Source organism: Pseudomonas extremaustralis (assembly GCF_900102035.1).
GTDB classification, from domain to species: domain Bacteria; phylum Pseudomonadota; class Gammaproteobacteria; order Pseudomonadales; family Pseudomonadaceae; genus Aquipseudomonas; species Aquipseudomonas extremaustralis.
This window is the reverse complement of record NZ_LT629689.1, coordinates 4,234,304-4,258,242: the sequence shown is the minus strand read 5'-3', so window position 1 is coordinate 4,258,242 and position 23,939 is coordinate 4,234,304. Positions and strand designations below refer to the sequence as shown.

The 23,939-nt window shown below is 63.8% G+C and carries 19 protein-coding genes; 5 read left to right on the top strand and 14 right to left on the bottom strand.

The genetic code is table 11. The features are described 5' to 3' along the window. Nucleotides 1-5 precede the first annotated feature (5 nt). Nucleotides 6-536, bottom strand: a complete 531-nt coding sequence (locus BLR63_RS19675) for a ferritin-like domain-containing protein (RefSeq protein ID WP_010563370.1) — start codon at nucleotides 534-536, stop codon at nucleotides 6-8. Nucleotides 537-712: 176 nt separating this feature from the next. On the opposite strand from BLR63_RS19675, the gene BLR63_RS19670 reads away from it, so the two are divergent. The 3 genes from BLR63_RS19670 to BLR63_RS19660 all read left to right on the top strand — a co-directional run bounded on the left by BLR63_RS19670 (nucleotide 713) and on the right by BLR63_RS19660 (nucleotide 3,177). After that, on the top strand, nucleotides 713-1,603 hold the full coding sequence (locus BLR63_RS19670; protein ID WP_010563371.1) for an esterase/lipase family protein: 891 nt from the start codon (nucleotides 713-715) through the stop codon (nucleotides 1,601-1,603). A gap of 122 nt (nucleotides 1,604-1,725) precedes the next feature. Then, the gene (locus BLR63_RS19665) at nucleotides 1,726-2,025 is read left to right on the top strand and encodes a PsiF family protein (protein ID WP_010563372.1); all 300 of its coding nucleotides are present in this window, start codon (nucleotides 1,726-1,728) and stop codon (nucleotides 2,023-2,025) included. Between the two features lie 138 nt (nucleotides 2,026-2,163). Beyond that, on the top strand, nucleotides 2,164-3,177 hold the full coding sequence (locus BLR63_RS19660) for an AI-2E family transporter (protein WP_010563373.1): 1,014 nt from the start codon (nucleotides 2,164-2,166) through the stop codon (nucleotides 3,175-3,177). 55 nt (nucleotides 3,178-3,232) lie between these two features. Here BLR63_RS19660 and BLR63_RS19655 read toward each other — a convergent pair whose 3' ends face one another. Continuing rightward, entirely contained in the window at nucleotides 3,233-4,501 is a 1,269-nt protein-coding gene (locus BLR63_RS19655) for an Hsp70 family protein (protein WP_010563374.1), read from the bottom strand. A 286-nt stretch (nucleotides 4,502-4,787) separates the two neighbouring features. Here BLR63_RS19655 and BLR63_RS19650 point away from each other — a divergent pair, with 286 nt between their 5' ends. Next, nucleotides 4,788-5,732, top strand: coding sequence for a DnaJ C-terminal domain-containing protein (locus tag BLR63_RS19650; RefSeq protein WP_010563375.1), 945 nt, complete (start codon nucleotides 4,788-4,790; stop codon nucleotides 5,730-5,732). A gap of 12 nt (nucleotides 5,733-5,744) precedes the next feature. Here BLR63_RS19650 and BLR63_RS19645 read toward each other — a convergent pair whose 3' ends face one another. From BLR63_RS19645 to urtA, 12 genes are all read right to left on the bottom strand, one after another. After that, nucleotides 5,745-6,872, bottom strand: a complete 1,128-nt coding sequence (locus tag BLR63_RS19645) for a sensor histidine kinase (RefSeq protein ID WP_010563376.1) — start codon at nucleotides 6,870-6,872, stop codon at nucleotides 5,745-5,747. Between the two features lie 92 nt (nucleotides 6,873-6,964). Further along, nucleotides 6,965-8,665 (bottom strand): urease subunit alpha, encoded by a 1,701-nt coding sequence (ureC, locus tag BLR63_RS19640; protein ID WP_010563377.1) that lies wholly within the window; start codon nucleotides 8,663-8,665, stop codon nucleotides 6,965-6,967. 121 nt (nucleotides 8,666-8,786) lie between these two features. Next, nucleotides 8,787-9,092 carry an urease subunit beta gene (locus BLR63_RS19635; RefSeq protein ID WP_010563378.1) on the bottom strand — a complete coding sequence of 102 codons (306 nt, stop codon included), beginning with the start codon at nucleotides 9,090-9,092 and terminating at the stop codon, nucleotides 8,787-8,789. Continuing rightward, entirely contained in the window at nucleotides 9,089-9,622 is a 534-nt protein-coding gene (locus tag BLR63_RS19630) for a GNAT family N-acetyltransferase (protein ID WP_010563379.1), read from the bottom strand. The genes BLR63_RS19635 and BLR63_RS19630 overlap by 4 nt, the downstream gene beginning before the upstream one ends. Before the next feature lie 5 nt (nucleotides 9,623-9,627). After that, complete coding sequence (locus BLR63_RS19625; protein WP_010563380.1) at nucleotides 9,628-10,140, bottom strand: GNAT family N-acetyltransferase; 513 nt, start codon at nucleotides 10,138-10,140, stop codon at nucleotides 9,628-9,630. A 9-nt stretch (nucleotides 10,141-10,149) separates the two neighbouring features. After that, on the bottom strand, nucleotides 10,150-10,452 hold the full coding sequence (gene ureA, locus BLR63_RS19620) for an urease subunit gamma (protein ID WP_003171437.1): 303 nt from the start codon (nucleotides 10,450-10,452) through the stop codon (nucleotides 10,150-10,152). 86 nt (nucleotides 10,453-10,538) lie between these two features. Continuing rightward, nucleotides 10,539-11,378: an urease accessory protein UreD gene (locus BLR63_RS19615; protein WP_010563381.1), complete on the bottom strand. Its 840-nt coding sequence runs from the start codon at nucleotides 11,376-11,378 to the stop codon at nucleotides 10,539-10,541. A gap of 31 nt (nucleotides 11,379-11,409) precedes the next feature. Further along, complete coding sequence (gene urtE / locus BLR63_RS19610; RefSeq protein WP_010563382.1) at nucleotides 11,410-12,108, bottom strand: urea ABC transporter ATP-binding subunit UrtE; 699 nt, start codon at nucleotides 12,106-12,108, stop codon at nucleotides 11,410-11,412. Between the two features lie 72 nt (nucleotides 12,109-12,180). Beyond that, the gene (gene urtD / locus BLR63_RS19605) at nucleotides 12,181-13,014 is read right to left on the bottom strand and encodes an urea ABC transporter ATP-binding protein UrtD (protein ID WP_042946486.1); all 834 of its coding nucleotides are present in this window, start codon (nucleotides 13,012-13,014) and stop codon (nucleotides 12,181-12,183) included. Further along, nucleotides 13,011-14,078 (bottom strand): urea ABC transporter permease subunit UrtC, encoded by a 1,068-nt coding sequence (gene urtC / locus BLR63_RS19600; protein WP_010563384.1) that lies wholly within the window; start codon nucleotides 14,076-14,078, stop codon nucleotides 13,011-13,013. The genes urtD and urtC overlap by 4 nt, the downstream gene beginning before the upstream one ends. Continuing rightward, a complete protein-coding gene (urtB, locus tag BLR63_RS19595) occupies nucleotides 14,078-15,580 on the bottom strand; it encodes an urea ABC transporter permease subunit UrtB (protein ID WP_010563385.1) in 1,503 nt (500 codons plus the stop codon). Before urtB ends, urtC begins: the two co-directional genes overlap by 1 nt. 143 nt (nucleotides 15,581-15,723) lie before the next feature. Beyond that, nucleotides 15,724-16,989 carry an urea ABC transporter substrate-binding protein gene (urtA, locus tag BLR63_RS19590; protein WP_010563386.1) on the bottom strand — a complete coding sequence of 422 codons (1,266 nt, stop codon included), beginning with the start codon at nucleotides 16,987-16,989 and terminating at the stop codon, nucleotides 15,724-15,726. A 318-nt stretch (nucleotides 16,990-17,307) separates the two neighbouring features. Between urtA and BLR63_RS19585 the strand changes: the two genes are divergently transcribed. Next, nucleotides 17,308-23,922, top strand: coding sequence for a DUF4329 domain-containing protein (locus tag BLR63_RS19585; RefSeq protein WP_010563387.1), 6,615 nt, complete (start codon nucleotides 17,308-17,310; stop codon nucleotides 23,920-23,922). The last annotated feature ends 17 nt before the right edge of the window (nucleotides 23,923-23,939 follow it).

Here is a 23,939-nt window from a genome sequence, read left to right as displayed (position 1 = left end):
AGGGGTTACAGGCTTTCGAGGATGTCGGCCATATCGTCCGCGTGTTCTTCTTCCTGGGCCAGGATCTCTTCGAACAGGCGGCGCGTGGTCGGGTCTTTGTCGCCGATGTACTGGATGATTTCGCGGTAGCTGTCCACCGCAATGCGCTCGGCGACCAGGTCTTCGTAGACCATTTCCTTCAAATTGTTGCCCGCCACGTACTGGGCGTGGGAATTCTTCGACAGCAGGTCCGGGTTGAACTCCGGTTCGCCGCCCAACTGCACGATGCGTTCGGCGAGTTTGTCGGCGTGTTCGGCTTCCTGGGTGGCGTGTTCGAGGAATTCTTCGGCGGCGATCTGGGCTTTGACGCCGCTGGCCATGAAGTAGTGGCGTTTGTAGCGCAGCACGCAGACCAGTTCGGTGGCCAGCGATGCGTTGAGCAGGCGAATGATCTCTTTGCGGTCGGCGTCGTAGCCTTCGGTCACGGCACCGTTTTCGACGTTCTGGCGAGCGCGACTGCGCAGGGTTGCAACGTCAGTCAAGTTTGCTTCAGTCATCTCAATCTCCTGGGGCTGATCCGGTTTTACGCCACGCTCTGCCGGCGTGATCGCTCCCAGTTGTGAGTGCTGGCGCAGGGGAAAAGTTTTATTGGATTTGCCCATGGGTGTCATCAGTGCGTCGCGGGGCTGGGTTAGTCTGCGCTCATCCTCTCTTGATCAAGGACGTTCGCTCCATGTCGCAGTCGTTAGCCACGCGTTACCCACTGGTGTTGGTGCCCGGCATGTTGGGGTTCGTGCGTCTGGGGTGGTTTGCGTACTGGTATGGCATCGTTCCGGCGCTGCGCGCGGGTGGGGCGCAAGTGTTTGCGGTCCAGGTGGCGCCGCTGGATTCCAATGAAGTGCGCGGCGAGCAGTTGCTCGCCGCGATCGAAAGGATTGTGCAGGAGACCGGCGCCGACAAGGTCAACCTGATCGGCCACAGCCAGGGCGCGCTGACCGCACGGTATGCGGCGGCCACGCGCCCGGAGCGGGTGGCGTCGGTGACCTCGGTGGCCGGGCCCAACCACGGCTCGGAACTGGCGGACCATATCCACGCCCATTACCCAGCCGACAGCGTCAAGGGCCGGCTGATGAGCGCGGCGTTTTATCTGGTCGCCGGGGTGATGGGCCTGCTGGAAACCGGCTATCGCGGCCCGCGCTTCAACGCCGATCTGCACGCCTCCCACCATTCCCTGACCAGCGCCGGTGTGGCGTTGTTCAATCGCCAGTATCCCCAAGGGTTGCCCGAGACCTGGGGCGGGCACGGTGCCGAATTGGTCAACGGCGTGCGCTATTACTCGTGGTCCGGCACCTTGCAGCCGGGCAAGACCGATCGCGGGCGCAACCGGCTGGACGTCACCCACCGCAGCTGCCGGTGGTTCGCCCGCAGTTTTGTGCGCGAGCAAGGCCAGTGCGATGGCATGGTCGGGCGCTACAGCTCGCACTTGGGCATGGTGATCGGCGACGATTACGCCCTCGACCACTTCGACATCGTCAACCAGTCCCTGGGGTGGGTGGGCAAGGACGCCGAGCCGATCCGGCTGTTCGTCGAACATGCGCGGCGGCTGAAGGCCGCCGGGGTTTAACGCATCGGTGGGGGCCAGCGGTGCGAGCGGATTCTGCGTTGCCTGGCTGGGAAGATGTAACAGGGTTTGGCTACACTCTCGGAAGGCCGTGCCCGCCGGCACGGCAACAGGGAGAAAACTCCATGAAGATGCTGCGTATTCCGTTGTTGATGATGGGCCTGCTGCTGTGTTCCCAAGGGTTTGCCGCCACCGCCCAGCAAAACAAAATGACCTCCTGCAACGCCGAAGCCACCACCAAGACGCTCAAGGGCGACGAGCGCAAGGCGTTCATGAAAACCTGCCTGTCGGCCCCGGCGGCCAATGATGCCAAGACCCTGACGCCGCAGCAGCAGAAGATGAAGGACTGCAATGCCGACGCCAAGACCAAGGCCTTGACGGGCGACGCGCGCAAAACCTTTATGAGCACCTGCCTGAAGAAATAATAGCCCCGGGCCATAGAAGGCTGCGACACTCGTACACAGCCCGTGTAGGACTGAGTCAGTGATGGCGAGGGAGCTTGCTCCCTCGCCACAGTAAGCCGCTCCTGCAACATTCTTTAACGCCGTTTGTTTTGAGGCTGTATGCCAACGTTTTCTCAGCGTCATGTGTTGTTGCTGGCCAGCTACATCATTATTTTCGGCGGGTTGCTGCTGGTCCTGCCGTTGAAATTGTTGCCCAGCCTGCTGGCCGGTCTGTTGGTCTTCGAACTGGTCAACATGCTCACCCCCCAACTGCAACGGTTGATCGAAGGTCGGCGTGCGCGCTGGCTCGCCGTGGCCTTGCTCGGCACCTTGATCGTCAGTGCACTGGCCCTGATCTTCGCCGGCGCCATCAGCTTCCTGCTCCACGAAGCGGAAAACCCCGGGGCCTCCCTCGATAAATTCATGGGGGTGGTCGACCGCGCGCGCAGCCAACTGCCGCCGTTCCTCGACGCCTACCTGCCCGCCAGCGCCGCCGAATTCCGCGTGGCCATCGGCGACTGGATCACCAAGCACCTGAGCGAACTGCAACTGGTCGGCAAAGACGCGGCCCACATGTTCGTCACCTTGCTGATCGGCATGGTGCTCGGCGCGATCATCGCCTTGCAGCGCGTGCCCGACGTCACCAAGCGCAAGCCGCTGGCCGCGGTGCTGTTCGATCGCCTGCACCTGCTGGTCCAGGCATTTCGCAATATCGTCTTCGCCCAGATCAAGATCGCCGCGCTCAACACCGTGTTTACCGCCGTGTTCCTCGCCGTGGTGCTGCCGTTGTGCGGTATCCACCTGCCGCTGACCAAGACCCTGATCGTGCTGACCTTCCTGCTCGGCCTGTTGCCGGTGATCGGCAACCTGATGTCCAACACCCTGATCACCATCGTCGCGTTGTCGCTGTCGATTTGGGTGGCGGTGGCGGCACTGGGGTATCTGATCGTGATCCACAAGGTCGAGTACTTCCTCAACGCGCGCATTGTCGGCGGGCAGATCAGTGCCAAATCGTGGGAGTTGCTGTTGGCGATGCTGGTATTCGAAGCCGCGTTCGGCCTGCCGGGGGTGGTGGCGGGGCCGATTTACTATGCGTACCTGAAGAGTGAGCTGAAGCTCGGCGGGATGGTCTAGGGGAGGGCTTATTGTGGGAGGGAGCAAGCCCCCTCCCACCTTTGGATGATTCGGCTCAGCTGCCGTAGCGTTTGCTGGCCTCGATCGCCAAGCCGCTGCCGATGCTGCCGAAGATGTTCCCTTCCACATGCCGCGCATTCGGCAGCATCGCCGAGATGCTGTGGCGCAGGGCCGGAATGCCGCTGGAGCCGCCGGTGAAGAACACCGTGTCCACCTGGGCCACGTCCACCGAGGCGTCGTTGAGCAGTTGGGTGACGCTGTTGCGCACACGTTCCAGCAGGCCGTCGATGGCCGATTCGAACAGCGTACGGCTCAGGTCCACGCTCAGACCCGGTTCGACCCGGTCGAGCAGCACGTGGCGGCTGTCTTCATGGGTCAGTTGGATCTTGGTTTCTTCCACTTCCATCGCCAGCCAGTGGCCGGCGCGCTGTTCGATCAGCTTGAACAGACGGTCGATGCCGCCGGTGTCTTCGATGTCGTAGCGCATGCTGCCCAGGGCCAGCTGGGATTTTTGCGAGTACACCGAGTTGATGGTGTGCCAGGTGGCCAGGTTCATGTGGTGGCTGGTGGGCATGTAGGCGCCGCTTTTCATGCGGCTGCCGTAGCCGAACAGCGGCATCATGCCGGCCAGGGACAGTTGTTTGTCGAAGTCGGTACCGCCGATGTGCACGCCGCCGGTGGCGAGGATGTCCTCGTGGCGGTTGTCATTGTGCCGACGGTCCGGGGACAGGCGCACCAGGGAGAAGTCTGACGTACCGCCGCCGATGTCGACGATCAGCACCAGCTCTTCTTTTTCGATGGTGGACTCATAGTCGAACGCCGCCGCAATCGGTTCGTACTGGAACGAGATGTCCTTGAAGCCGATCTTGCGTGCCACGTCCACCAGGGTGTTTTCCGCTTCCTGGTCGGCCATCGGGTCGTCATCGACGAAAAACACCGGGCGGCCCAGCACCACTTCCTCGAACTCGCGCCCGGCGGTGGCTTCGGCGCGGCTCTTGAGCTGGCCGATAAACAGCGCCAACAGGTCGGTGAACGGCATCGCCGTGCCCAGCACGCTAGTGTCGTGCTTGATCAGCTTGGAACCCAGCAGGCTCTTGAGCGAGCGCATCAACCGGCCTTCGTAGTTCTCCAGGTATTCGTGCAGCGCCAGGCGACCGTAGACCGGACGACGCTCCTCGAAGTTGAAGAACACCACCGACGGCAAGGTGATCTTGTCGTCCTCCAGCGCGATAAGCGTTTCCATGCCGGGGCGAATCCAGCCGACGGTGGAGTTGGACGTGCCGAAGTCGATGCCGCAGGCACGGGCTGGGGAGGGGTTTTTCATGTCTATCGGGTTCCGGTTGAAAAACGGCCGCGCAGTGTATGTCAGTCGGGGGCGGTTGCGTAGGCCGACCATCTGTTAAATAGCCGTCCGTGCGCCTTGAAAGGTTCGGGTTCGCCCCCAACTTGTGCTGCATACGGTCGGTGGCTGCAAGGTAATTCGCGTGGTGCCGATAAACTTCTGAGCCAGCCATCGGCTTCGGGTTGAGATCAGTCAATCCAAATGCTGCAAACCGGCGCATGCTGTGCCCCTGGCTGTGCGATATCGATCACGGAGGGTAACCCCCCAGATGGACTTTAAAGACTATTACAAGATTCTTGGCGTTGAGCCGACGGCGGACGATAAGACCATCAAGACCGCCTACCGCAAGCTCGCGCGCAAATATCACCCGGACGTCAGCAAGGAAAAAGACGCCGAAGCCAAGTTCAAGGACGCGTCCGAGGCCTACGAGGCGCTTAAAAGTGCCGACAAACGCGCCGAATACGACGAACTGCGCAAATATGGCCAGCACGGCCAGCCATTCCAGGGCCCGCCAGGCTGGCAGAGCCGTGGCGGGTTTGGCGGCGGCGGCGGCGCGGGCACCGAAGACTTTTCGGACTTCTTCAGCTCGATCTTCGGCGGTCGCGGCGATGCCTTCGGTGGCGGCCAGCGCCGTTCCGCCGGGCGCAAAGGCCAGGACGTGGAGATGCAGTTGTCGGTGTTCCTCGAAGAGACACTGTCCAACGAGTCCAAGCAGATCAGCTTCCAGGTGCCGCAATACGACGCCTCGGGCCGGCATGTCAGCAACACCACCAAGAGCCTGAACGTGAAGATCCCCGCCGGGGTGACCGACGGCGAGCGCATCCGCCTCAAGGGCCAGGGCGCGCCGGGCGTGGGTGGCGGGGCCAATGGTGACCTGTACCTGGTGATCAAGTTTGCGCCGCACCCCAAGTTCGAAGTGGATGGCGAAAACCTGATCATCAATCTGCCGCTGGCGCCGTGGGAGTTGGCGTTGGGGACGGAAGTGGCGGTGCCGACCCTCACCGGCAAGATCAACCTCAAGGTGCCGGCGGGCAGCCAGAATGGCCAGCGCCTGCGCGCCAAGGGCCATGGTTTGCTGAACAAGGCCGGGCAGCGCGGCTACCTGTTCGTCCAGCTCAAGGTGGTCATGCCCAAGCAGGCCGACGACGAGACCATTGCCCTGTGGCAGGAACTGGCGAAGAAAGCCGCTTTCAATCCGCGCGAGCACTTCTAAGCCCGCGCACCCTCAGGTCGAGCGCGGCAGCACCACGGTGAAGGTGGTGCCGTCCGCCGCGCTGGACGTCACGTCAATGCTGCCCCCATGGGCTTGCACCACTTCCTTGACGATAAACAGCCCCAGCCCGAGGCTCGTGGACGGGCTGCCCAGTGCTTCGCCGGCGCCGCGCACCAGCGGGTCGAACACCGTGCCCAGGGCCGCCTGGGGAATCGGCGGGCCATAGTTGTGCACGCTCAGCACCACGCTGTCCGCCTGGCCTTTGAGGGTCAGGGTCGGCGCCTGCTGCTGGGTGCCGTGCTGCAAGGCGTTGCCGATGAGGTTCTGCAGCAACTGGTCAATGCGGCCACGGTCCCACCGGCCTTGGGTATCGCCTTGCACCTGCAAGGTCGGCTGGCAATCCGGGCGACCGGCGCGGGCTTCATCGATGGCCGCTTGCGCCGCGTCGGCAAGGCTCATGGTTTTACGTTCGATAGGCAGGCTGCTGCCCAGTCGACTGCGGACAAACTCCAGCAGATCGTTGACCATCGCGCCCATGTGCCGGGCACCGTTTTTGATATTGCCCACCAGGCTCAAGCCCTGGCTGTCCAGCGTGGCCTTGCGCAGCAGCATCTCGGTGGACATGTTCACCGCCTGCAACGGTGCGCGCAGGTCGTGGCCGAGGATGGCGAGAAAGATGTCCCGCGAACGCGCCACCTGCTCGGCATAGGCTGCCGTGGATTCGGCCAGGGCTTCGTCGATGGCTTCATTGAAGCGGATCATGTCCTGGAAGTCGGCCAGCGCTGGCGTGTGCTGGTGCTCGACCCACAAGCGCAGCACGCAGGCGCGCAAGTGGCGGAACTCGGCGGTCATTTGCACCAGGTCAAAGCCCACGGTGTGGCGCAGCTCGCCATGGCTGGCTGCGGCCTGATCCAGGCCGGGGCTTGTGTCGGGGCCTTCGCCCTTGGCCTTGGCCGCTTGTTCGCTGGCGCTCTGGCGGGTGTCCATGTCCCGGGCGGCGGCGAGCAGGATCGAGTGGGCGTGGTCGCGCAACTGTGCGCGGTTGAGGGTGTCGGCGGCGGGTGTGAGTGTCTGCGCGAACCGTTCCCATTCATCGACGATCAGGTCGGCATGTAACGCAATGAATTCGGATAAACGCATGGCCAGGTTTCCAAAGCGATAAAGGCGCGTGGCGCATCGTAGCGCCATACGCCTCTTCGCTTCAGCGGCACGTCAGGTGTGCCGATGAACGGTCAGAACAGAAAGTAGCGCTGGGCCATCGGCAACACATCCGCCGGTTCGCACCAGAGCAGTTGCCCGTCCGCCTTGACCTGGTAGGTTTGCGGGTCCACGTCGATATCCGGCAGGTAATCGTTGTGGATCAGGTCGGTTTTCTGCACGTTGCGACAGCCCTTGACCACCGCGATCTGCTTTTTCAACCCCAGTGCATCGGGCAGGCCGGCGTCCAGGGCGGCCTGGCTGATAAAGGTCAGGCTGGTGGCGTGCAGGGAACTGCCGAAACTGGCGAACATCGGGCGGTAGTGCACCGGTTGCGGGGTGGGGATCGAGGCGTTGGCGTCGCCCATCAGGCTGGAGGCAATCGCGCCGCCCTTGAGGATCAGCGTCGGCTTGATGCCAAAGAACGCCGGGCGCCATAGCACCAGGTCGGCCCACTTGCCCACTTCGATGGAACCGACGATGTGGCTGATGCCATGGGTGATCGCCGGGTTGATGGTGTATTTGGCGATGTAGCGCTTGGCGCGGAAGTTGTCGTTGCCGGGGCCGTCGCCGGGCAGGGCGCCGCGCTGTTTTTTCATCTTGTCGGCGGTCTGCCAGGTGCGCGTGATCACTTCGCCGACGCGGCCCATGGCCTGGCTGTCGGAGCTGATCATCGAGAACGCGCCGAGGTCGTGCAGGATGTCTTCGGCGGCGATGGTCTCGCGGCGGATGCGGCTTTCGGCAAAGGCCACGTCTTCGGCGATGCTCGGGTCGAGGTGATGGCAGACCATCAACATGTCCAGGTGTTCGTCGATGGTGTTGCGCGTGAACGGCCGCGTCGGGTTGGTGGAACTGGGCAGTACGTTGGGAAAACCGCAGGCCTTGATGATGTCCGGCGCGTGACCGCCACCGGCGCCTTCGGTGTGGTAGGTATGGATGGTGCGGCCCTTGAGGGCGGCGAGGGTGGTTTCGACGAAGCCGGATTCGTTGAGGGTGTCGCTGTGGATCGCCACCTGCACGTCGTACTGGTCGGCGACGCTCAGGCAGTTGTCGATACTGGCGGGCGTGGTGCCCCAGTCCTCATGCAGCTTCAAGCCGATGGCGCCGGCCTTGACCTGCTCGATCAGCGGCTCCGGCAGGCTGGCGTTGCCTTTGCCGGTAAAGCCGATGTTCATCGGGAACGAATCGCTGGCCTGCAGCATGCGCGCCAGGTGCCACGGGCCGGAGGTGCAGGTGGTGGCGTTGGTGCCGGTGGCCGGGCCGGTGCCGCCGCCGATCAGGGTGGTGACGCCGCTGGTGAGCGCTTCTTCGATCTGCTGCGGGCAGATGAAATGCACGTGGCTGTCGATGCCGCCGGCGGTGAGGATCATGCCTTCGCCCGCGATCACTTCAGTGCTGGCGCCGATGGCCATGGTCACGCCGGGCTGGATATCCGGGTTGCCGGCCTTGCCGATGGCGTGGATGCGACCGTTCTTGAGGCCGACGTCGGCCTTGACGATGCCCCAGTGGTCGATGATCAGCGCGTTGGTGATCAGGGTGTCGACCACTTCGTGGGCGAGCAACTGGCTCTGGCCCTGGCCGTCGCGGATGACCTTGCCGCCGCCGAATTTGACTTCTTCGCCGTAGACGGTGAAGTCCTGCTCCACTTCGACGAACAACTCGGTGTCGGCCAGGCGGACCTTGTCGCCGACGGTGGGGCCGTACATGTCGGCGTAGGCTTGGCGGCTGATTTTCATGTGTGGTTGCCCTGAGAAAAATGTGTTGAATGTGACATCGCTATCGGGAGCAAGCCCCCTCCCACCTTTGATTGGTGAACATTGATCAAAAGGTGGGAGGGGGCTTGCTCCCGATGAGGCCCTAAAGGTCGCCCATGATCCGCCCGGCAAACCCGAACACGCGGCGCCCGCCGCTGAAGTCGACCAGTTCGACCTCGCGACTCTGCCCCGGCTCGAAACGCACCGCCGTGCCCGCCGGGATATTCAGGCGCATGCCGCGGCTGGCGGCGCGGTCGAAGGTCAGCGCATCGTTGGTTTCGAAAAAGTGGTAGTGCGAGCCCACCTGGATCGGTCGGTCGCCGCTGTTGGCCACGCTCAGGGTGACGGTGCGGCGGCCGACGTTGAGTTCGATCTCGCCAGGCTGGATCTGATATTCGCCAGGAATCATGCAGGTTGCCCCAGGGTCTTGAAGTAGATGGCGGTCGGGCGGTAGCGCCCGTCCGGGCTTTGGCAGTAGTCGGGCAGTTCACCGACTTTGGTGTAGCGCAGCGCCTGGTAGAAGGCTTCGGCCTCGGAGCCGGCTTCGGTGTCCAGGTACAGCAGGCCGCGTTTGTGCTGGCGCGCGGCGAGTTCCAGGGCGTGCATCAACTGTTGGCCCAGGCCATGGCGCCGCGCGCTGCTGTGCACCAGTAGTTTTTGCACTTCGGCGCGGTTCAGGCCGTTGGGTTTCTGGCACAGCGCCAGTTGTACGCTGGCGATGACTTGTTCGTCGCGCACGACCACCCAGAGCAGCAGGCTGGCGTCGGCGACGCTGGCTTGGACGCTGTGCCAATAGGTGCTGGCCTGGACCTCGTCGAAGTCGGCCATGAAACCCACCGACGCGCCGTGCCTGACCGCGTCCAGCAACAGCGCGATCAAGCCCGGGCGGTAATGGGCAAAGCTTTCAGCATTGACTCGACGCAGTTGCGTAGTGCTCATCGAACTCACTCCTGGGGCGGTTCCGCGCCCGGATTCAAGATCAGTTGCATAAAGGTCAGGTCGAGCCAGCGGCCGAATTTGATGCCCACTTGCGGCATCTGCCCGGTGGTGACGAACCCCAGGCGCTCATGCAGGCGGATCGAGGCCTGGTTGCCGCTTTCGATGGCGGCCACCATCACGTGTTTGCCGGCGCTGCGCGCGCGTTCGACCAGGGCGTGCATCAGGCGTGGGCCAAGGCCTTTGCCGCGTTGGTCGTGGCGCACGTACACCGAGTGCTCGACGCTGTAGCGAAACCCTTCGAAGGGCCGCCAGTCGCCGAACGAGGCGTAGCCGGTCACTTCGTCGTTTTCCACCGCGACCAGGATCGGATAGCCCTGGGCCTGGCGTGCCGCAAACCAGGCCTGGCGGTTGGCCAGGTCCACCGGTTGTTCGTTCCAGATCGCCGTGGTGTTGAGCACCGCGTCGTTGTAGATGGCGCGGATCGCGGGCAGGTCCTGCTCGGTTGCATCACGAATCATGGCCGGGCCTCAGGCGATGGGTTGGTGGACGGTCACCAGCTTGGTGCCGTCGGGGAAGGTGGCTTCCACCTGGATATCCGGGATCATTTCCGGGATGCCTTCCATCACCTGTTCGCGGCTGAGCAGGGTGGTGCCGTAGTGCATCAGGTCGGCCACGGTGCGGCCATCGCGGGCGCCTTCCATGAGGGCGGCGGAAATGTAGGCGATGGTTTCCGGGTAGTTGAGCTTCACCCCACGCGCCAGGCGGCGTTCGGCGACGAGGCCGGCGGTGAAGATCAGCAGTTTGTCTTTTTCCCGAGGGGTCAGGTCCATGGTTCAAGGTCCTTCATAAAATGCATTCTTAAATACAACAGAGATCAAGTGTGGGAGGGGGCTTGCTCCCTCCTACATGTTGATGTTCATGTGCTCCAGATTCGTGGGGCGACGGCTTCCCGGCCCAGTAGCGCCGGGCGCAGCAGGCGCCATAAGTCAATCAGCCATTGCCGCGCCAGCAGCGCCTCGCTGGCCAGGCAGCGGGCCACCAGCAGGCCGGGCAACTGGGTCAGGTCGCCGCGCACGGCGTGGGGCAGGGCGCGGCAGGTTTCGAGCAGTTCGGGCGCGATGTCGCCGGTCACCAGCAACGTGGCGAACACCGGTTGCCCATCCAGCCCGATCGGCGAGTCGAGCAAACCGTCGCCGCCCACAATGCGCTGGCGCTCATGCCAGAGCAACTGGCCGTCGCGGCGGATGTCCAGGTGCGACTGAAAATGCCCCCGGTCGAAGCGCTCGCCGCTGGCCGGGCGGCCCAGGGCGACCACGTCCCAGTAGAACAGTCGCGCATCGCCGTGCAACTCGATGCGGGTGGTGAGTTCGGCCTGGGCGGCGCTGAACACGATGGTTTCCTGGGGCAGCCATTCCAGGGTCGCGCCGGCCTCCACGGTCAGGTCCAGTTGCTGGAACGCCGGGCCGCTGGCGCGGTACCACTTGGCCGCGCCGGGGCTGGTCAATTGGGCCCAGGCGCCTTCGGCGACGTGGGCGCGGATGTCCAGGCGGTCGCCGCCGGCAATCCCGCCGGGCGGGTGCACGATGATGTGCTGGCACACCTCGGGGCCTTCGGCGTACAGGTGTTTTTGCACGCGCAGCGGGCCGAGGTGGCGGCGCATCACTGGGCGCGTGGTGGCGCCGAAACGCGCGTAGCCGAGCTCCAGCGCGGCGTGCCAGCTGGGGGTGAACAGGGCGGGGGACACGGGCAGGTTCATGGTTGTGTGCTTATCGTCAGGACGCCACAGATTAGATGGTTACGAGACCGCGCACACCGTCGCTCTGCATATTTTCGCCTCGGCCTTGCTGGATGATTTCACCGCGCGACATCACCAGGTACTGGTCGGCCAGTTCGGCGGCAAAGTCATAGAACTGCTCCACCAGCAGGATCGCCATATCGCCGCGTGCCGCGAGTTTCTTGATCACCGCGCCGATCTCCTTGATCACCGAGGGCTGGATGCCTTCGGTGGGCTCATCGAGGATCAACAGGCGCGGACGGCTGGCCAGGGCGCGGCCGATGGCCAACTGTTGTTGCTGGCCGCCTGACAAGTCGCCGCCACGGCGATGCTTCATTTGCAGCAAGACCGGGAACAGTTCGTAGATAAACGCCGGCACTTGCTTGGCTTCGGAACCGGGAAACCGCGACAGGCCCATCAGCAGGTTTTCTTCCACCGTCAGCCGCCCGAAAATCTCACGGCCCTGGGGCACGTAGGCGATCCCGGCCTGCACGCGCTGGTGCGGCTTGAGGCCGGTGATGGCGCGGCCTTCCCAGTTCACCGCGCCTTCCTTGGCCGGCAGCAGGCCCATCAGGCACTTGAGCAGGGTGGTCTTGCCCACGCCATTACGGCCGAGCAGGCAGGTGACTTCGCCGATTTGCACGTCAAAAGACAGCCCGCGCAGGATGTGGCTACCGCCGTAATACTGATGCAGCTTGTCGACTTGCAGCATTCTCAAAACCTCCTCAATTCCCTTGTGGGAGGGAGCAAGCCCCCTCCCACATAAAGCAAGTCCGTGTCCGGGTCAGCGGCCGAGGTAGACCTCGATCACCCGCTCGTTTTCCTGCACCTGTTCCAGCGACCCTTCGGCCAGCACGCTGCCCTGGTGCAACACGGTGACGTGGTCGGCAATCGCGCCGACAAAACCCATGTCGTGTTCCACCACCATCAGCGAATGCTTGCCCGCCAGGCGCTTGAACAGCTCGGCGGTGAATTCGGTCTCGGCGTCGGTCATGCCCGCCACCGGTTCGTCCAGCAGCAACAGTTGCGGGTCTTGCATCAGCAGCATGCCGATTTCCAGGAACTGCTTCTGGCCGTGGGACAGCAGGCCGGCCTGGCGATGCAGCGAGGCGCTGAGGCGGATGGTGTCGAGGACCTCGTCGATACGGTCTTTCTGTTCGCCGCTCAGGCGCGCGCGCAGGCTGGCCCACACCGACTTGTCGGTCTTCTGCGCCAGCTCCAGGTTCTCGAACACGCTCAAGGCTTCGAACACCGTGGGCTTCTGGAACTTGCGACCGATGCCGGCCTGGGCGATCTGCACTTCGCTCATCTCGGTCAGGTCCAGGGTTTCGCCGAACCAGGCGCTGCCGTGGCTGGGGCGGGTCTTGCCGGTGATCACGTCCATCAGTGTGGTCTTGCCCGCGCCGTTGGGGCCGATGATGCAGCGCAATTCGCCGACGCCGATGTACAGGTTCAAATCGTTCAGCGCCTTGAAGCCGTCGAAGCTGACGCTGATGCCTTCCAGGGTCAGGATCGTGCCGTGGCGGGTGTTCAGGCCCTTGCCCGCGGCCTGGCCGATGCCGATCGCATCGCGGCCGCTGCCTGCATCGAAGATAGGTTCAAGCATGACGTTCCTCATTTCTTCAGCAGGCCGATAACGCCCTTGGGCAGATACAGGGTGACGATGATGAACAGCGCCCCGAGGAAGAACAGCCAGTATTCCGGGAAGGCCACGGTGAACCAGCTCTTCATGCCATTGACCACGCCGGCGCCGAGCAACGGCCCGATCAGCGTGCCGCGCCCGCCGAGGGCCACCCACACGGCGGCTTCGATGGAGTTGGTCGGCGACATTTCGCTGGGGTTGATGATGCCCACTTGCGGCACGTACAACGCCCCGGCCAACCCGCACATCACCGCGCTCAACACCCACACGAACAGCTTGAAGCCGCGCGGGTCGTAGCCGCAGAACATCAGGCGGTTCTCGGCGTCGCGCAGGGCGGTCAGCACCCGCCCGAATTTGCTCCGGGCCAGGCGCCAGCCGACGTACAGGCACGCCACCAGCAGCACCACGGTGGTCACGAACAGCACCGCCCGCGTGCCCGGTTCGGTAATGCCGAAACCAAGGATGCTGCGGAAATTGGTGAAGCCGTTATTGCCGCCGAACCCGGTCTCGTTGCGAAAGAACAGCAGCATCCCGGCAAAGGTCAGGGCCTGGGTCATGATCGAGAAATACACGCCCTTGATCCGCGAGCGGAAGGCGAAGAAACCGAATACCAGCGCCAGCACCCCCGGCGCCAGCACCACCAGGCACAGGGCCCAGAGAAAGTGCTCGGTGCCGATCCAGTACCACGGCAGTTCGGTCCACGACAGAAACGTCATGAACGCCGGCAACTCGTCGCCGGAGGCCTGGCGCATCAGGTACATGCCCATCGCATAGCCGCCGAGGGCGAAGAACAGGCCGTGGCCGAGGGACAACATTCCCGCGTAACCCCACACCAGGTCCAGCGCGAGGGCGACGATGGCGTAGCAGAGGATCTTGCCCACCAGCGTCAGGGTGTAGGCCGAGACGTGCAGCGGGTTATCCGCCGACAGCAGGGAACACAACGGCAGGGCCAGCAGCAGGATCAGGAGCACCGCGCCGACGGCAAGCGTCACCTTGGGGCCGGCCTTTTGCGTGGCCGTGAGCATCAATGGCTGGTTCATCAGTCGATCACCCGTCCTTTCAGTGCGAAGAGTCCCTGCGGGCGTTTCTGGATAAACAGAATGATCAGCGCGAGGATCAGGATCTTGCCGAGCACGGCGCCGATCTGCGGTTCGAGGATCTTGTTGGCGATGCCCAAACCGAAGGCGGCCATGACGCTACCGGCCAACTGGCCGACACCGCCGAGCACCACCACCAGGAACGAGTCGATGATGTAGCTCTGGCCCAGGTCCGGGCCGACGTTGCCGATCTGGCTCAGCGCCACGCCGCCAAGCCCGGCGATGCCGGAGCCGAGGCCAAAGGCGAGCATGTCCACGCGCCCGGTGGGCACGCCGCAGCAGGCGGCCATGTTGCGGTTCTGGGTCACGGCGCGCACGTTGAGGCCCAGGCGCGTTTTGTTCAGCAGCAGCCAGGTCAGCACCACCACGAACAGCGCGAAGGCGATGATGACGATGCGGTTGTAGGGCAGCACCAGGTTGGGCAGCACCTGAATGCCACCGGACAGCCAGGCGGGGTTGGCGACTTCGACGTTCTGCGCGCCGAACACCAGGCGCACGGCCTGGATCAGCATCAGGCTGATGCCCCAGGTGGCGAGCAGGGTTTCCAGGGGGCGGCCGTACAGGTGACGAATCACCGTGCGTTCCAGGGCCATGCCGATGGCGGCCGTGACCAGGAACGCCACCGGCAGCGCGATCAGCGGGTAAAACTCGATGGCTTGCGGCACGTAGCGTTGCATCAGCAACTGCACCACATAGGTGGAGTAGGCGCCGAGCATCAGCATCTCGCCGTGGGCCATGTTGATCACGCCGAGCAGGCCGAAGGTGATCGCCAGGCCCAGGGCTGCCAACAGCAGGATCGAACCCAGGGACATGCCGCTGAACGCTTGGCCGAGGATCTCGCCCATCAGCAGCTTGCGTTTGACTTGGGCCAGGCTGGTCTCGGCGGCTGTGTGCACGGTGGCGTCGGTTTCTACGCCGGGGGCGAGCAGGGTTTCCAGGCGCGTGCGCGCCAGTGGGTCGCCGGTGCTGCCGAGCAGGCGCACGGCGGCCAGGCGTATCACTGGGTCGCTGTCCACCAGTTGCAGGTTGGCCAGGGCCAGGCTGAGGGCGGTGTGCACGTCCTCGTTAGTCTCGGCGGCGACCTGCTGGTCGAGGAATTTGAGCTGCGCCGGTTGCGCGGTCTTTTGCAGGGTCTGCGCGGCGGCCAGGCGTACCTTGGGGTCGGCGGCGAGCAGTTGCTGGCTGGCCTGGACGTTGTCGATCAAGCCGCGCAGGCGGTTGTTCAGGCGCACGGTCTTGGTTTCACCGTTGACCGTCAGTTGGCCTTGTTGCAGGGCGTCCACCAACTCGATGCGCGCCGGGTCGGGCTGCGCGGCCCAGTCCTGGAGAAGCTTGGCCTGTTGCGCGGGGTTGGCGGCGAGGAAGTCGTCGGCGTCGCCGGCGTGTGTGCCGAAGGGCAGCAACAGCAGGGCGGCGAGGATGAGGCGGTGGAGGGCAGTGAGCATCACAAAATGTCCTGATCATGCACGGACCGGCTTTATGTGGGAGGGGGCTTGCTCCCGATTGCAGTGGGTCAGGCAATACATGGGCTGACTGATACACCGCTATCGGGAGCAAGCCCCCTCCCACATGGGTCTGTGGTGGGGCTTTAGTTGCTCTTCACGGCGTAGTCCGGTTTTTTGTCATTGCCAGGAATGTACGGGCTCCAGGGTTGGGCGCGGATCGGTTCCTGGGTTTGCCACACCACCGAGAACTGCCCGTCGGCCTGGATCTCGCCGATCATCACCGGCTTGTGCAGGTGGTGGTTGGTCTTGTCCATGGTCAGGGTGAAGCCCGACGGCGCGTTGAAGGTCTGGCCGGCCAGGGCTTCACGCACTTTGTCGACATCGGTGGACTTGGCTTTCTCGGCCGCCTGCGCCCACATATGGATGCCCACGTAGGTGGCTTCCATTGGGTCGTTGGTCACCGCTTTGTCGGCGCCCGGCAGGTTGTGTTTCTTGGCGTAGGCTTTCCAGTCCGCCACGAACTTCTTGTTCACCGGGTTTTCCACCGACTGGAAGTAGTTCCACGCCGCGAGGTTGCCCACCAACGGCTTGGTGTCGATGCCGCGCAGTTCTTCTTCGCCCACCGAGAACGCCACCACCGGTACGTCGGTGGCTTTGAGGCCCTGATTGGCCAGCTCTTTGTAGAACGGCACGTTGGAGTCGCCGTTCACGGTGGAGATCACGGCGGTTTTACCGCCGGCGGAGAACTTCTTGATGTTGGCGACGATGGTCTGGTAATCGGCGTGGCCGAACGGGGTGTAGACCTCTTCGATGTCTTTATCCGCGACGCCTTTGGAATGCAGGAACGAACGCAGGATCTTGTTGGTGGTGCGCGGGTACACGTAGTCGGTGCCGAGCAGGAAGAAGCGCTTGGCGCCGCCGCCGTCTTCGCTCATCAGGTATTCCACCGCCGGGATCGCCTGCTGGTTCGGCGCCGCGCCGGTGTAGAACACGTTGGGCGACATCTCTTCGCCTTCGTATTGCACCGGGTAGAACAGCAAGCCGTTGAGTTCTTCGAACACCGGCAACACCGATTTGCGCGACACCGAGGTCCAGCAGCCGAACACCACGGCGACCTTGTCCTGGGTCAGCAACTGCCGGCCTTTCTCAGCGAACAGCGGCCAGTTCGACGCCGGGTCGACCACCACCGGTTCGAGCATCTTGCCGTTCACCCCGCCCTTGGCGTTGATCTCGTCGATGGTCATCAGCGCCATGTCCTTGAGGGACGTTTCAGAGATAGCCATGGTCCCGGACAGCGAGTGCAGGATGCCGACTTTGATGGTCTCGGCGGCCTGGAGGGTCCAGGTCATGCCCATGGCGGCAATGGATGCCGACAGAGTGAAAGCCTTGATCAAGCTGCGACGCTTCATGGTGCGGTCTCCGTGAACGTTATTTTTCGATGAACCGATGTGAGCACTGAAGAGGACATAGCAAAGGCTGTGCCCGATGGCCCCACCCCCCTGTTTGGCGGGGGTTGCAGGCACGGTTGGCAGGGCTGCGCACCAATAGCGGGCGCTGGAATGGCGTTGGTGCAGGGGATGCGCGCAAAGAGTGCCCTGGCGCTGAGGGGCCTCGATAACTATGCAGCGCCCGGCCATCGGTGGATGGGAGGACGCTTCTGCAGGGCTTGCGTTGTGCGAGCCCGGTGCGTGTTGCGCACCGGTAATACCTGTAATCGAGGTGATGTCATGGAAGAGAATCCATCCAGAGAGGCGCGTGCCGCCACGGCGACGCGCGTGAAGTTTCAATACAGCCCGGCGTTTATCAGTGCAGACGACGCCGCGCGTTATGTGCATGAGCGCATTGGCCGCAATCGCACTGTGGAATACGGCAGCGTGATCCTGCGAAGGCTGTCGGATAACCGCATATTTGCCACTGAACCGATCCCGGGTAAGTCGGCCACGTTTGATTTCGAGCAGTTGCTGGAGCGCGGTCCGGGCAACGCTTTTCTGGACCCGCGCGGCTATAAATTGGTCGGAGGGGTTCATTCGCATCCCGCTCAATTTGACGGTTTGAAACGCTCCAACCCCCGACTCAGTGAGCGTCAGGTGCGGATCTTCAACAGTTTTTTTTCCGAACGCGATGTGGTGTTCAACCACTACGAGGGCCGCGCACTGGTCACCGCCTACCTGTCGGGCCCCGGTGGCGAGTTGCTCAAGTACCAGCCCAGTTTCGCCTTGGCGGAACGGCAATTCGTCGATTGGATCGATGATGTGAAAACGGCCCTGCCGGCCCACGGTCACGATGGCTCGCTGGAAGGCTTCATCAAGAAACTGGCCTCGGTGGGGCGCTTGTCCCTGCTGGTGGCCAGTGCGGACTGGGGCGGTATGCCCGGCGTCATCGATGAGCGCTGGGAGCCCTATCTGCCGCTTGTTCCCACCCAGGACACGGTCGCCTGCGGCCCGCTGTACCCGGATGTGACCAAAGCACTGGACTATGCACAGACGCGCATGCGGCGCACGCCGGATGCCCGGCAAATGGTCATGCTGCTCAAGCATGAACAGAGCGACGAGTTTGCCGCCACCCAGGCCCTGGTGCTGGGCGCGGGGGAACAGGTGCCCGCCGATGCTCGCCTGCCTTCGTTGACGGGCGGCCCGTTGTTGCCGGAGGGGTTTCATGTGCACGGGTTCTTCTTTCTGTCGCAGCCGCTGGCGACACAGGTTCCCACCCAGGAGCCGTGGCTGTACCGGCAGTTTTTCAGCCCCGGCACGCTGGCGGCCTACATTGCCAAGGCCCGTCGTTACCAGCAGGCACCCACGTCGGCGCTGGGGATCTCGCTGTACATGCGCACCCCGGACAACGCGCTGCTGCGCTACCGGTTCAGCGGCTCGCCGGCGGAAAGCCAACTGTTGACCCAGGATGCCGCGGGCGGGGTGTCCGACCAGGGCAATCAACAGGCGCTGGACCGGGGCACGCTGACCCCGCGCCAGTTCGTCATTCGAGTGGCCGCGGCGGGCGAATTGAGTGTCGAGCAGACCAGCCCGCTGTGGGATGTGGAAGGGGTGGTCGAGAGCGACTGGGCGCCTTATTCACAGTTTCGACAACCGGTTCTGACCTTCAGCGAGCCCTTCGCAACCGCCGATGAAGCCGCCTTGCATGCCCATGGGCAGGTGGGCGAGCGGCGCGCGCATGAAGTGGGCGCGCTGATCCTCAAGCGTCCCGACCAGCGCTATGTGGTGACGTCGTCATTGGAGACCGGCAGCAACCCCTACGGGTTCAACGGGTTCTACCCCTGGGACGCGTCTTCCAGGCAGTTGGCATTGCCGGACGGCTATCAACTGCAGGCCTGGTTCGGCTCCCACGTGGACGCCTCGCAGCTGGACCTCGGTCCTCGGGCCAAGGCGAATTGGTCGAGTGATGAGGTGCAGGTCTACGCGCAGAGCTTCACCGATCAGGAGGCCTATCGGATTCATCAGTTGCAAGTACCGGGTTACCTCTCCGCGGCCCAAGACAGCCTGATTGTGCTGGAACCCAACGGTACGCAGAGCCGCGAGTTCCTGAGTTTTTTCGAGTCGCTCAGGGGCGGCAGCCTGATCTCCCGAAACCTGGCGGACGGTACCTACACACCCGCCGATGCGGTGCGCAAGTTGGCCGAGGTCAGTCGCCTGCGCGTGGTGCAGGGCAATCGCCTGTGGGGGGCGGTCGGCCTTGTCGGCAGTGACTGGGTGCCGTTCAAGACGGTCTCGACGCCTGTCGCTACCGTTCAACCGTCTGCCGGCCCGGCAAGCCTGCCCTTGCCTGCGTTGAGCCCGGCCTTCGTCAACCCCGACGACGCCGCCCGCTGGGCGCACAACCAGATCGGCACGCGACGGGATAACGAGTACGGCGGCCTGATTCTCAAACGCGGGATCCGCTATTTCGCCACCCAGCCGGTGATCGGTGTCCAGAGGCAGTTCGATTTTCAGACGATCCTGGCGGTGGACGATAAGGGCCACTTCATCGCGCCCCAGGGCTACGAGTGCCATGGGCTCTATCATTCCCACCCCGCCCAGGACGAGATGATCAGGCAATTCAACCCCGGTTTCACCCCGGACCAGGTCGAGCTGTTCAACAGTTTTTACTCGAATGCCGACCAGGTATTCACCATCACGAATCGCGACTTCGCGCGGGTGCATTACCTGTCGGGTACGCCGAACTCACTGCTCAAGTACGTGAGCAGCGGTTCGGCCAAGGAAGCCGAGCTCAGCGCACAACTGATGGGCACGGTGCCGGTGGTGCCGTTCACTGCCTTTGAAGGCGCTGTCTGGCGGCTGGCGCAAGCCGGCGAACTGCGGGTGGTGGTGCCGTCGCGGGTGTGGGGCGGGGTGCGCGGCAAGGTGTCCCAGCAATGGACCCTGCACAGCCCAGTCACGGCCGCGCAGACCGTGCAGGCACAACCGTTTTTCACCCCACTCGTCGGCACCGCGCAAGCGGCGGTGCTGGTGGCCTTGAGCATGGTGGCGCGCCTGCGTCAGACCGGGTATCAGGGGGTGGTCCTCAAACACCTGACTTCGTCGAGCTATATCGCCACCGAGCCCACGGCCCTGGGCGCGTCGCTGACCGAACTGTTCCCGGTGCGCAGTGACGGCCAGCTGCGACTGCCTTCCAACTTTCGCCTGGTGGGCTTTTATTACGTGCCTGCGCCGTTGGCCGACACGCCGTTACCCGCCACGGAATCCTGGCTGTACAAACGGTTTGTCAGCCCGCAGTTGCTGGTCACGGCCATGAACCAGGCGAAGGGCACCCAGGACCTGCAAATCGCCGAGATGGGCTTGAAGCTGTTTTTCCACACCGCCGACAAGGCGCTGTTGCAGTGGCAGGCCCCCGAACCCCGAGGGGCCACCGAACTGTTCAGCGTGGCCGCCGACGGCACGGTGACCGATAACGCTAACCAGGCGGGCTTGATGGACGGTTCGCTGTCACCCCGCGCGTTCGTGCGTCGGCTCATTCGCGCGGGTGAGTTGACGGTGCTGCAGGCCGGTCAGCTGTGGAGCACCCTGGGGACGTTGTACGACAGCGAAGTGTTGCCCCTGGGCCTGGGGGCCAATACGGTCGATGCGAGCTTTTTGAATGCCGACGACGCGGCGCGGCATGCCCACGAGCGCATCGGCGTGCGGCGCGATGCAGTCTATGCCGGCTACATTCTGCGGCGTCCCGACCAGCGCTTCGTGTTCACCGAACCGGCGCGCGTCCAGGGCGACGGATTCGCCGGGGACTTGCTGGTCTCCCTGCCGGCCAACGGTTTGCTGGTACCGCCGACGGACTACGTCATCCATGGGCGCTACAGTTCCCACCCGCCGCTGTCCCAGGAGGAACTGGCGCGTTGGCGGCGCCAGGGCTGGAGCATGACCGACCTGGAAATCAGCGCCACGATGTTCAACGACCGGGACATCCGCTCGGTGATCCTCACCGGACTTCCCGCCTACTTGAGCGGCTCGCCCAACAGCCTGATCAGCTACATCCCCAGCGGTTCGCCGCAGGAGCAATTGGTGCTGGCCAATGCCAATCGGACACCGGGCGTCGATGGCTACTACCGGCGCCTGGAACGCGGCGCGCTCAAGCCCGAAAACATCGTCACGCGCCTGGCGGCGGCGGGCGAATTGCGAGTGCTTGCGCACACCCGCTTGTGGGGGCCGCGCCTGCGGGTCTACGACGACTGGACACCGAACTTCGACTACGCCGAAGCGGCGCCGCAGACCCCGGCGCTCAGTGCCGTGTTCAAAACCCTGGACGCGGCGGCGATCAACACCCATGTGCGCGGCCATGGGCGCAACCTGGATAGCGAGGGATATACCGCTTACCTGCTCAAGCACCCGCAAAAACACGAATACGTGGTCAGCGAACTGGCGCCCCAGGTGTCCGGCAGGTGGTTGAGTGACTCATCCCTTGGCGCGGCCTACTTGAATGGCGGCGACTTTACCCATGGGTTCGTGCTGGTCGGGTTGTTCTATTCCCAGCAATGGATACCCAGCGGCCTGCCATCCACCGAGGCGTGGTTGACGCGTTTCTTCGCCACGCCGCAGCTGTTGCAACGGGCCGAGCGAGACGCCCGCGCGTTGTCCCGTAACGGCGATGTGCTGCCGGTCTATCTGTCGACCCTCGAAGGCGCGCTGCTGCGCTATCGGCCGCCGGCAACCTCGCTGTTGAGTGGCGGCGAAAATGGCGACGAAGTCAGCGTACAGGGCATGAACCTGCGCAGCGGCACCCTGGATATCCGCCGGTATGTTGCCTTGATGGCGAAAGCCGATGGCCTGACGGTGCTGTACTCCAGCCAATGCTGGGACCGCCGTGGTGCGGTGAGCAGCGACCCTTTGCAGTGGCGACCTTACGCGCATTTCAATCGCCGTCGCCTGGGGCCGGTGTTCAATGACCAGGACGACGCGGCGCGCTATGCCCGTTCCCGGCTCAGCGGTGCCAACGCCCGGCGGCTGTACGGCGGCCTGATTCTCAAACGCCCGGACGGGCTGTTCGTCGCCACCGAACCGGTGATCGTTCCCCGCGAAGACTTCGATCACACCTGGATTTTCCCTGATGAAGTCGTCGGCCTGGGGGGCTTCCCCGCCGCCCACACCGTGGTGGCGCGCTATCGTTCGAGCCCCGGCCGCGAACTGCCGTTTGCCCTGGATGCCACGCAACGGGATATCTACCGCAACATGCTCTCGACGCGGGTGATCGGCGCTGCGCTGACCGAAGCCAATGCCAACCTGACCCGTGAATACCTGTTCGGCTCCGACGGCTGCATCCTCAGCTACAGCCGCAGCCACTCGCTATTGGAGACGACACTGAAGGACGATTTGCGCCCCTTGAACCTGGTGCGCGAGGACCGGCTGGAGAACAAGATCGAGCAACAGATTCGTACCGGAACGCTCAAGCCGGAGGAATACGTGTTGCGCTTGAGCAAGGCCGGCCGCTTGCACGTGGTGGATGGCAGCAAGGTCTGGGGCATGCCGAGGTTGCAGGTGGGGTTTGTCCCCAACGCTCCTCGCCCGGCGGCGATCGAGATCGAAAACGCCCAGGCCGATCCACCGTTCAGCCCGGTGTTCGCCCAGGAAACAGAGGCGGTGCGTTATGCCCATGAGCACTGCCAATACGGCAGCGCGCTGCAGTTCGGCTACGTGTTCAAGGCCGCGCGCAAAAGGCAGTTCATGGTGACGATGCCGTTGGTGCGCAACAATTATTGGAAGTTCGGGCAAGTGTTCCCCGGCGGCCTGCTGCCCCAGGGCTATGTGCTGGAGGGCATCTACCTGTGTGCCGCGCTCGAGCCCCTGACACCGGGGCAAGACCCCCACGAGCGGACCTTCCATTCACCCATGGCCATCGACAACGGCATGCGTTTTTCCCGGCAAGGCGTGAAGGGCAAGACGCTGTCGCTGTACCTGTCCTGCCCGGAGGGGGCGCTGATCCAGTATCAGTATGAGGAGACTGAAGAACGGTTGGATTCTCGCAACTATTTCCCGGCGCTGCGTCAGCAACTGCAAGAGGGCAAAATCAGCGTGCTTGACTATGTGCGTGACCTGGCGCGCCACGGCAACCTCAATGTGCTGGTCGAGGGGACGGTGTGGGCCGGCACGCGGCGGATCACGCCCGAGTGGACGCCGGGAACCGGGGAGGGATTTTTCGATTACCCGATGGGCTGCGGCCCGCTGTTCTCCCATCCCGACGATGCCGCCCGCTACGTGCAGCGACGACTGTCGGCGCGCAAGGGCGCCAACTATGTCGCCGCAGTCCTGGCCAACCCGAGCGATACGTCGTACATCACCACGCTGCCCCTGTGGCCGGGGCTGGATGGGGCGCGCCTGTTCCGGCTGTTTTATACCGGGCGCTCGGGGCCTGTGCAGCCGGTGCCGCAACCCACGAGCGGGCCGATCAGTTATCCGGACTTCCCTGACCTCTACCGGACGGTGGGCGCTCAACTGATCTACCGCGATCAGGAACCCGTCGACAGTACGGCGTCCAAGGACGAAGCGCTGACGAGCCACTTTATCGAGCCGGCGTCGCTGCGAGATTTCATCCGCATCCTCACGGCCCATCGGCGAGTGTCGATGAGCCTTTACCTGGCCACCCGTGGCGGTGCACTGCTCAAATACATGCCGGGTTTCTCCGTCCCGGAAACCCAACTGATGGCGTCGTTGCCCGGTCTCAAACCCGTTGAATTCCTCGACCGATTGACCGGCGTGGGCCAGTTGTCTGTGCTCGACCGGGACGCCTACTGGCAAAGCGAAGGGTTGATTTCCGGGGTGCAGAAGGACGCCCTCAACGGCGCAGTGACCGATGCGGCCCTGACCGACGACCCCTTGCCACTGCGTGACCGTGACGAGCTGTAACCGCCGCCGCGCGTCTG

Excerpts from the sequence above, each read along its gene's own strand:
- BLR63_RS19670 (WP_010563371.1), top strand. The coding sequence starts at position 713 with ATGTCGCAGTCGTTAGCCACGCGTTACCCACTGGTGTTGGTGCCCGGC.
- BLR63_RS19615 (WP_010563381.1), bottom strand. The coding sequence starts at position 11,378 with ATGAACCTGCCCGTGTCCCCCGCCCTGTTCACCCCCAGCTGGCACGCC.
- BLR63_RS19585 (WP_010563387.1), top strand. The coding sequence starts at position 17,308 with ATGGAAGAGAATCCATCCAGAGAGGCGCGTGCCGCCACGGCGACGCGC.
- BLR63_RS19665 (WP_010563372.1), top strand. The coding sequence starts at position 1,726 with ATGAAGATGCTGCGTATTCCGTTGTTGATGATGGGCCTGCTGCTGTGT.
- BLR63_RS19675 (WP_010563370.1), bottom strand. The coding sequence starts at position 536 with ATGACTGAAGCAAACTTGACTGACGTTGCAACCCTGCGCAGTCGCGCT.
- BLR63_RS19660 (WP_010563373.1), top strand. The coding sequence starts at position 2,164 with ATGCCAACGTTTTCTCAGCGTCATGTGTTGTTGCTGGCCAGCTACATC.
- urtC (WP_010563384.1), bottom strand. The coding sequence starts at position 14,078 with ATGAACCAGCCATTGATGCTCACGGCCACGCAAAAGGCCGGCCCCAAG.
- urtB (WP_010563385.1), bottom strand. The coding sequence starts at position 15,580 with ATGCTCACTGCCCTCCACCGCCTCATCCTCGCCGCCCTGCTGTTGCTG.
- BLR63_RS19645 (WP_010563376.1), bottom strand. The coding sequence starts at position 6,872 with ATGCGTTTATCCGAATTCATTGCGTTACATGCCGACCTGATCGTCGAT.
- BLR63_RS19635 (WP_010563378.1), bottom strand. The coding sequence starts at position 9,092 with ATGATTCCTGGCGAATATCAGATCCAGCCTGGCGAGATCGAACTCAAC.
- BLR63_RS19655 (WP_010563374.1), bottom strand. The coding sequence starts at position 4,501 with ATGAAAAACCCCTCCCCAGCCCGTGCCTGCGGCATCGACTTCGGCACG.
- urtD (WP_042946486.1), bottom strand. The coding sequence starts at position 13,014 with ATGAGGAACGTCATGCTTGAACCTATCTTCGATGCAGGCAGCGGCCGC.
- BLR63_RS19630 (WP_010563379.1), bottom strand. The coding sequence starts at position 9,622 with ATGAGCACTACGCAACTGCGTCGAGTCAATGCTGAAAGCTTTGCCCAT.
- ureA (WP_003171437.1), bottom strand. The coding sequence starts at position 10,452 with ATGGACCTGACCCCTCGGGAAAAAGACAAACTGCTGATCTTCACCGCC.
- BLR63_RS19650 (WP_010563375.1), top strand. The coding sequence starts at position 4,788 with ATGGACTTTAAAGACTATTACAAGATTCTTGGCGTTGAGCCGACGGCG.
- urtA (WP_010563386.1), bottom strand. The coding sequence starts at position 16,989 with ATGAAGCGTCGCAGCTTGATCAAGGCTTTCACTCTGTCGGCATCCATT.
- urtE (WP_010563382.1), bottom strand. The coding sequence starts at position 12,108 with ATGCTGCAAGTCGACAAGCTGCATCAGTATTACGGCGGTAGCCACATC.
- BLR63_RS19625 (WP_010563380.1), bottom strand. The coding sequence starts at position 10,140 with ATGATTCGTGATGCAACCGAGCAGGACCTGCCCGCGATCCGCGCCATC.
- ureC (WP_010563377.1), bottom strand. The coding sequence starts at position 8,665 with ATGAAAATCAGCCGCCAAGCCTACGCCGACATGTACGGCCCCACCGTC.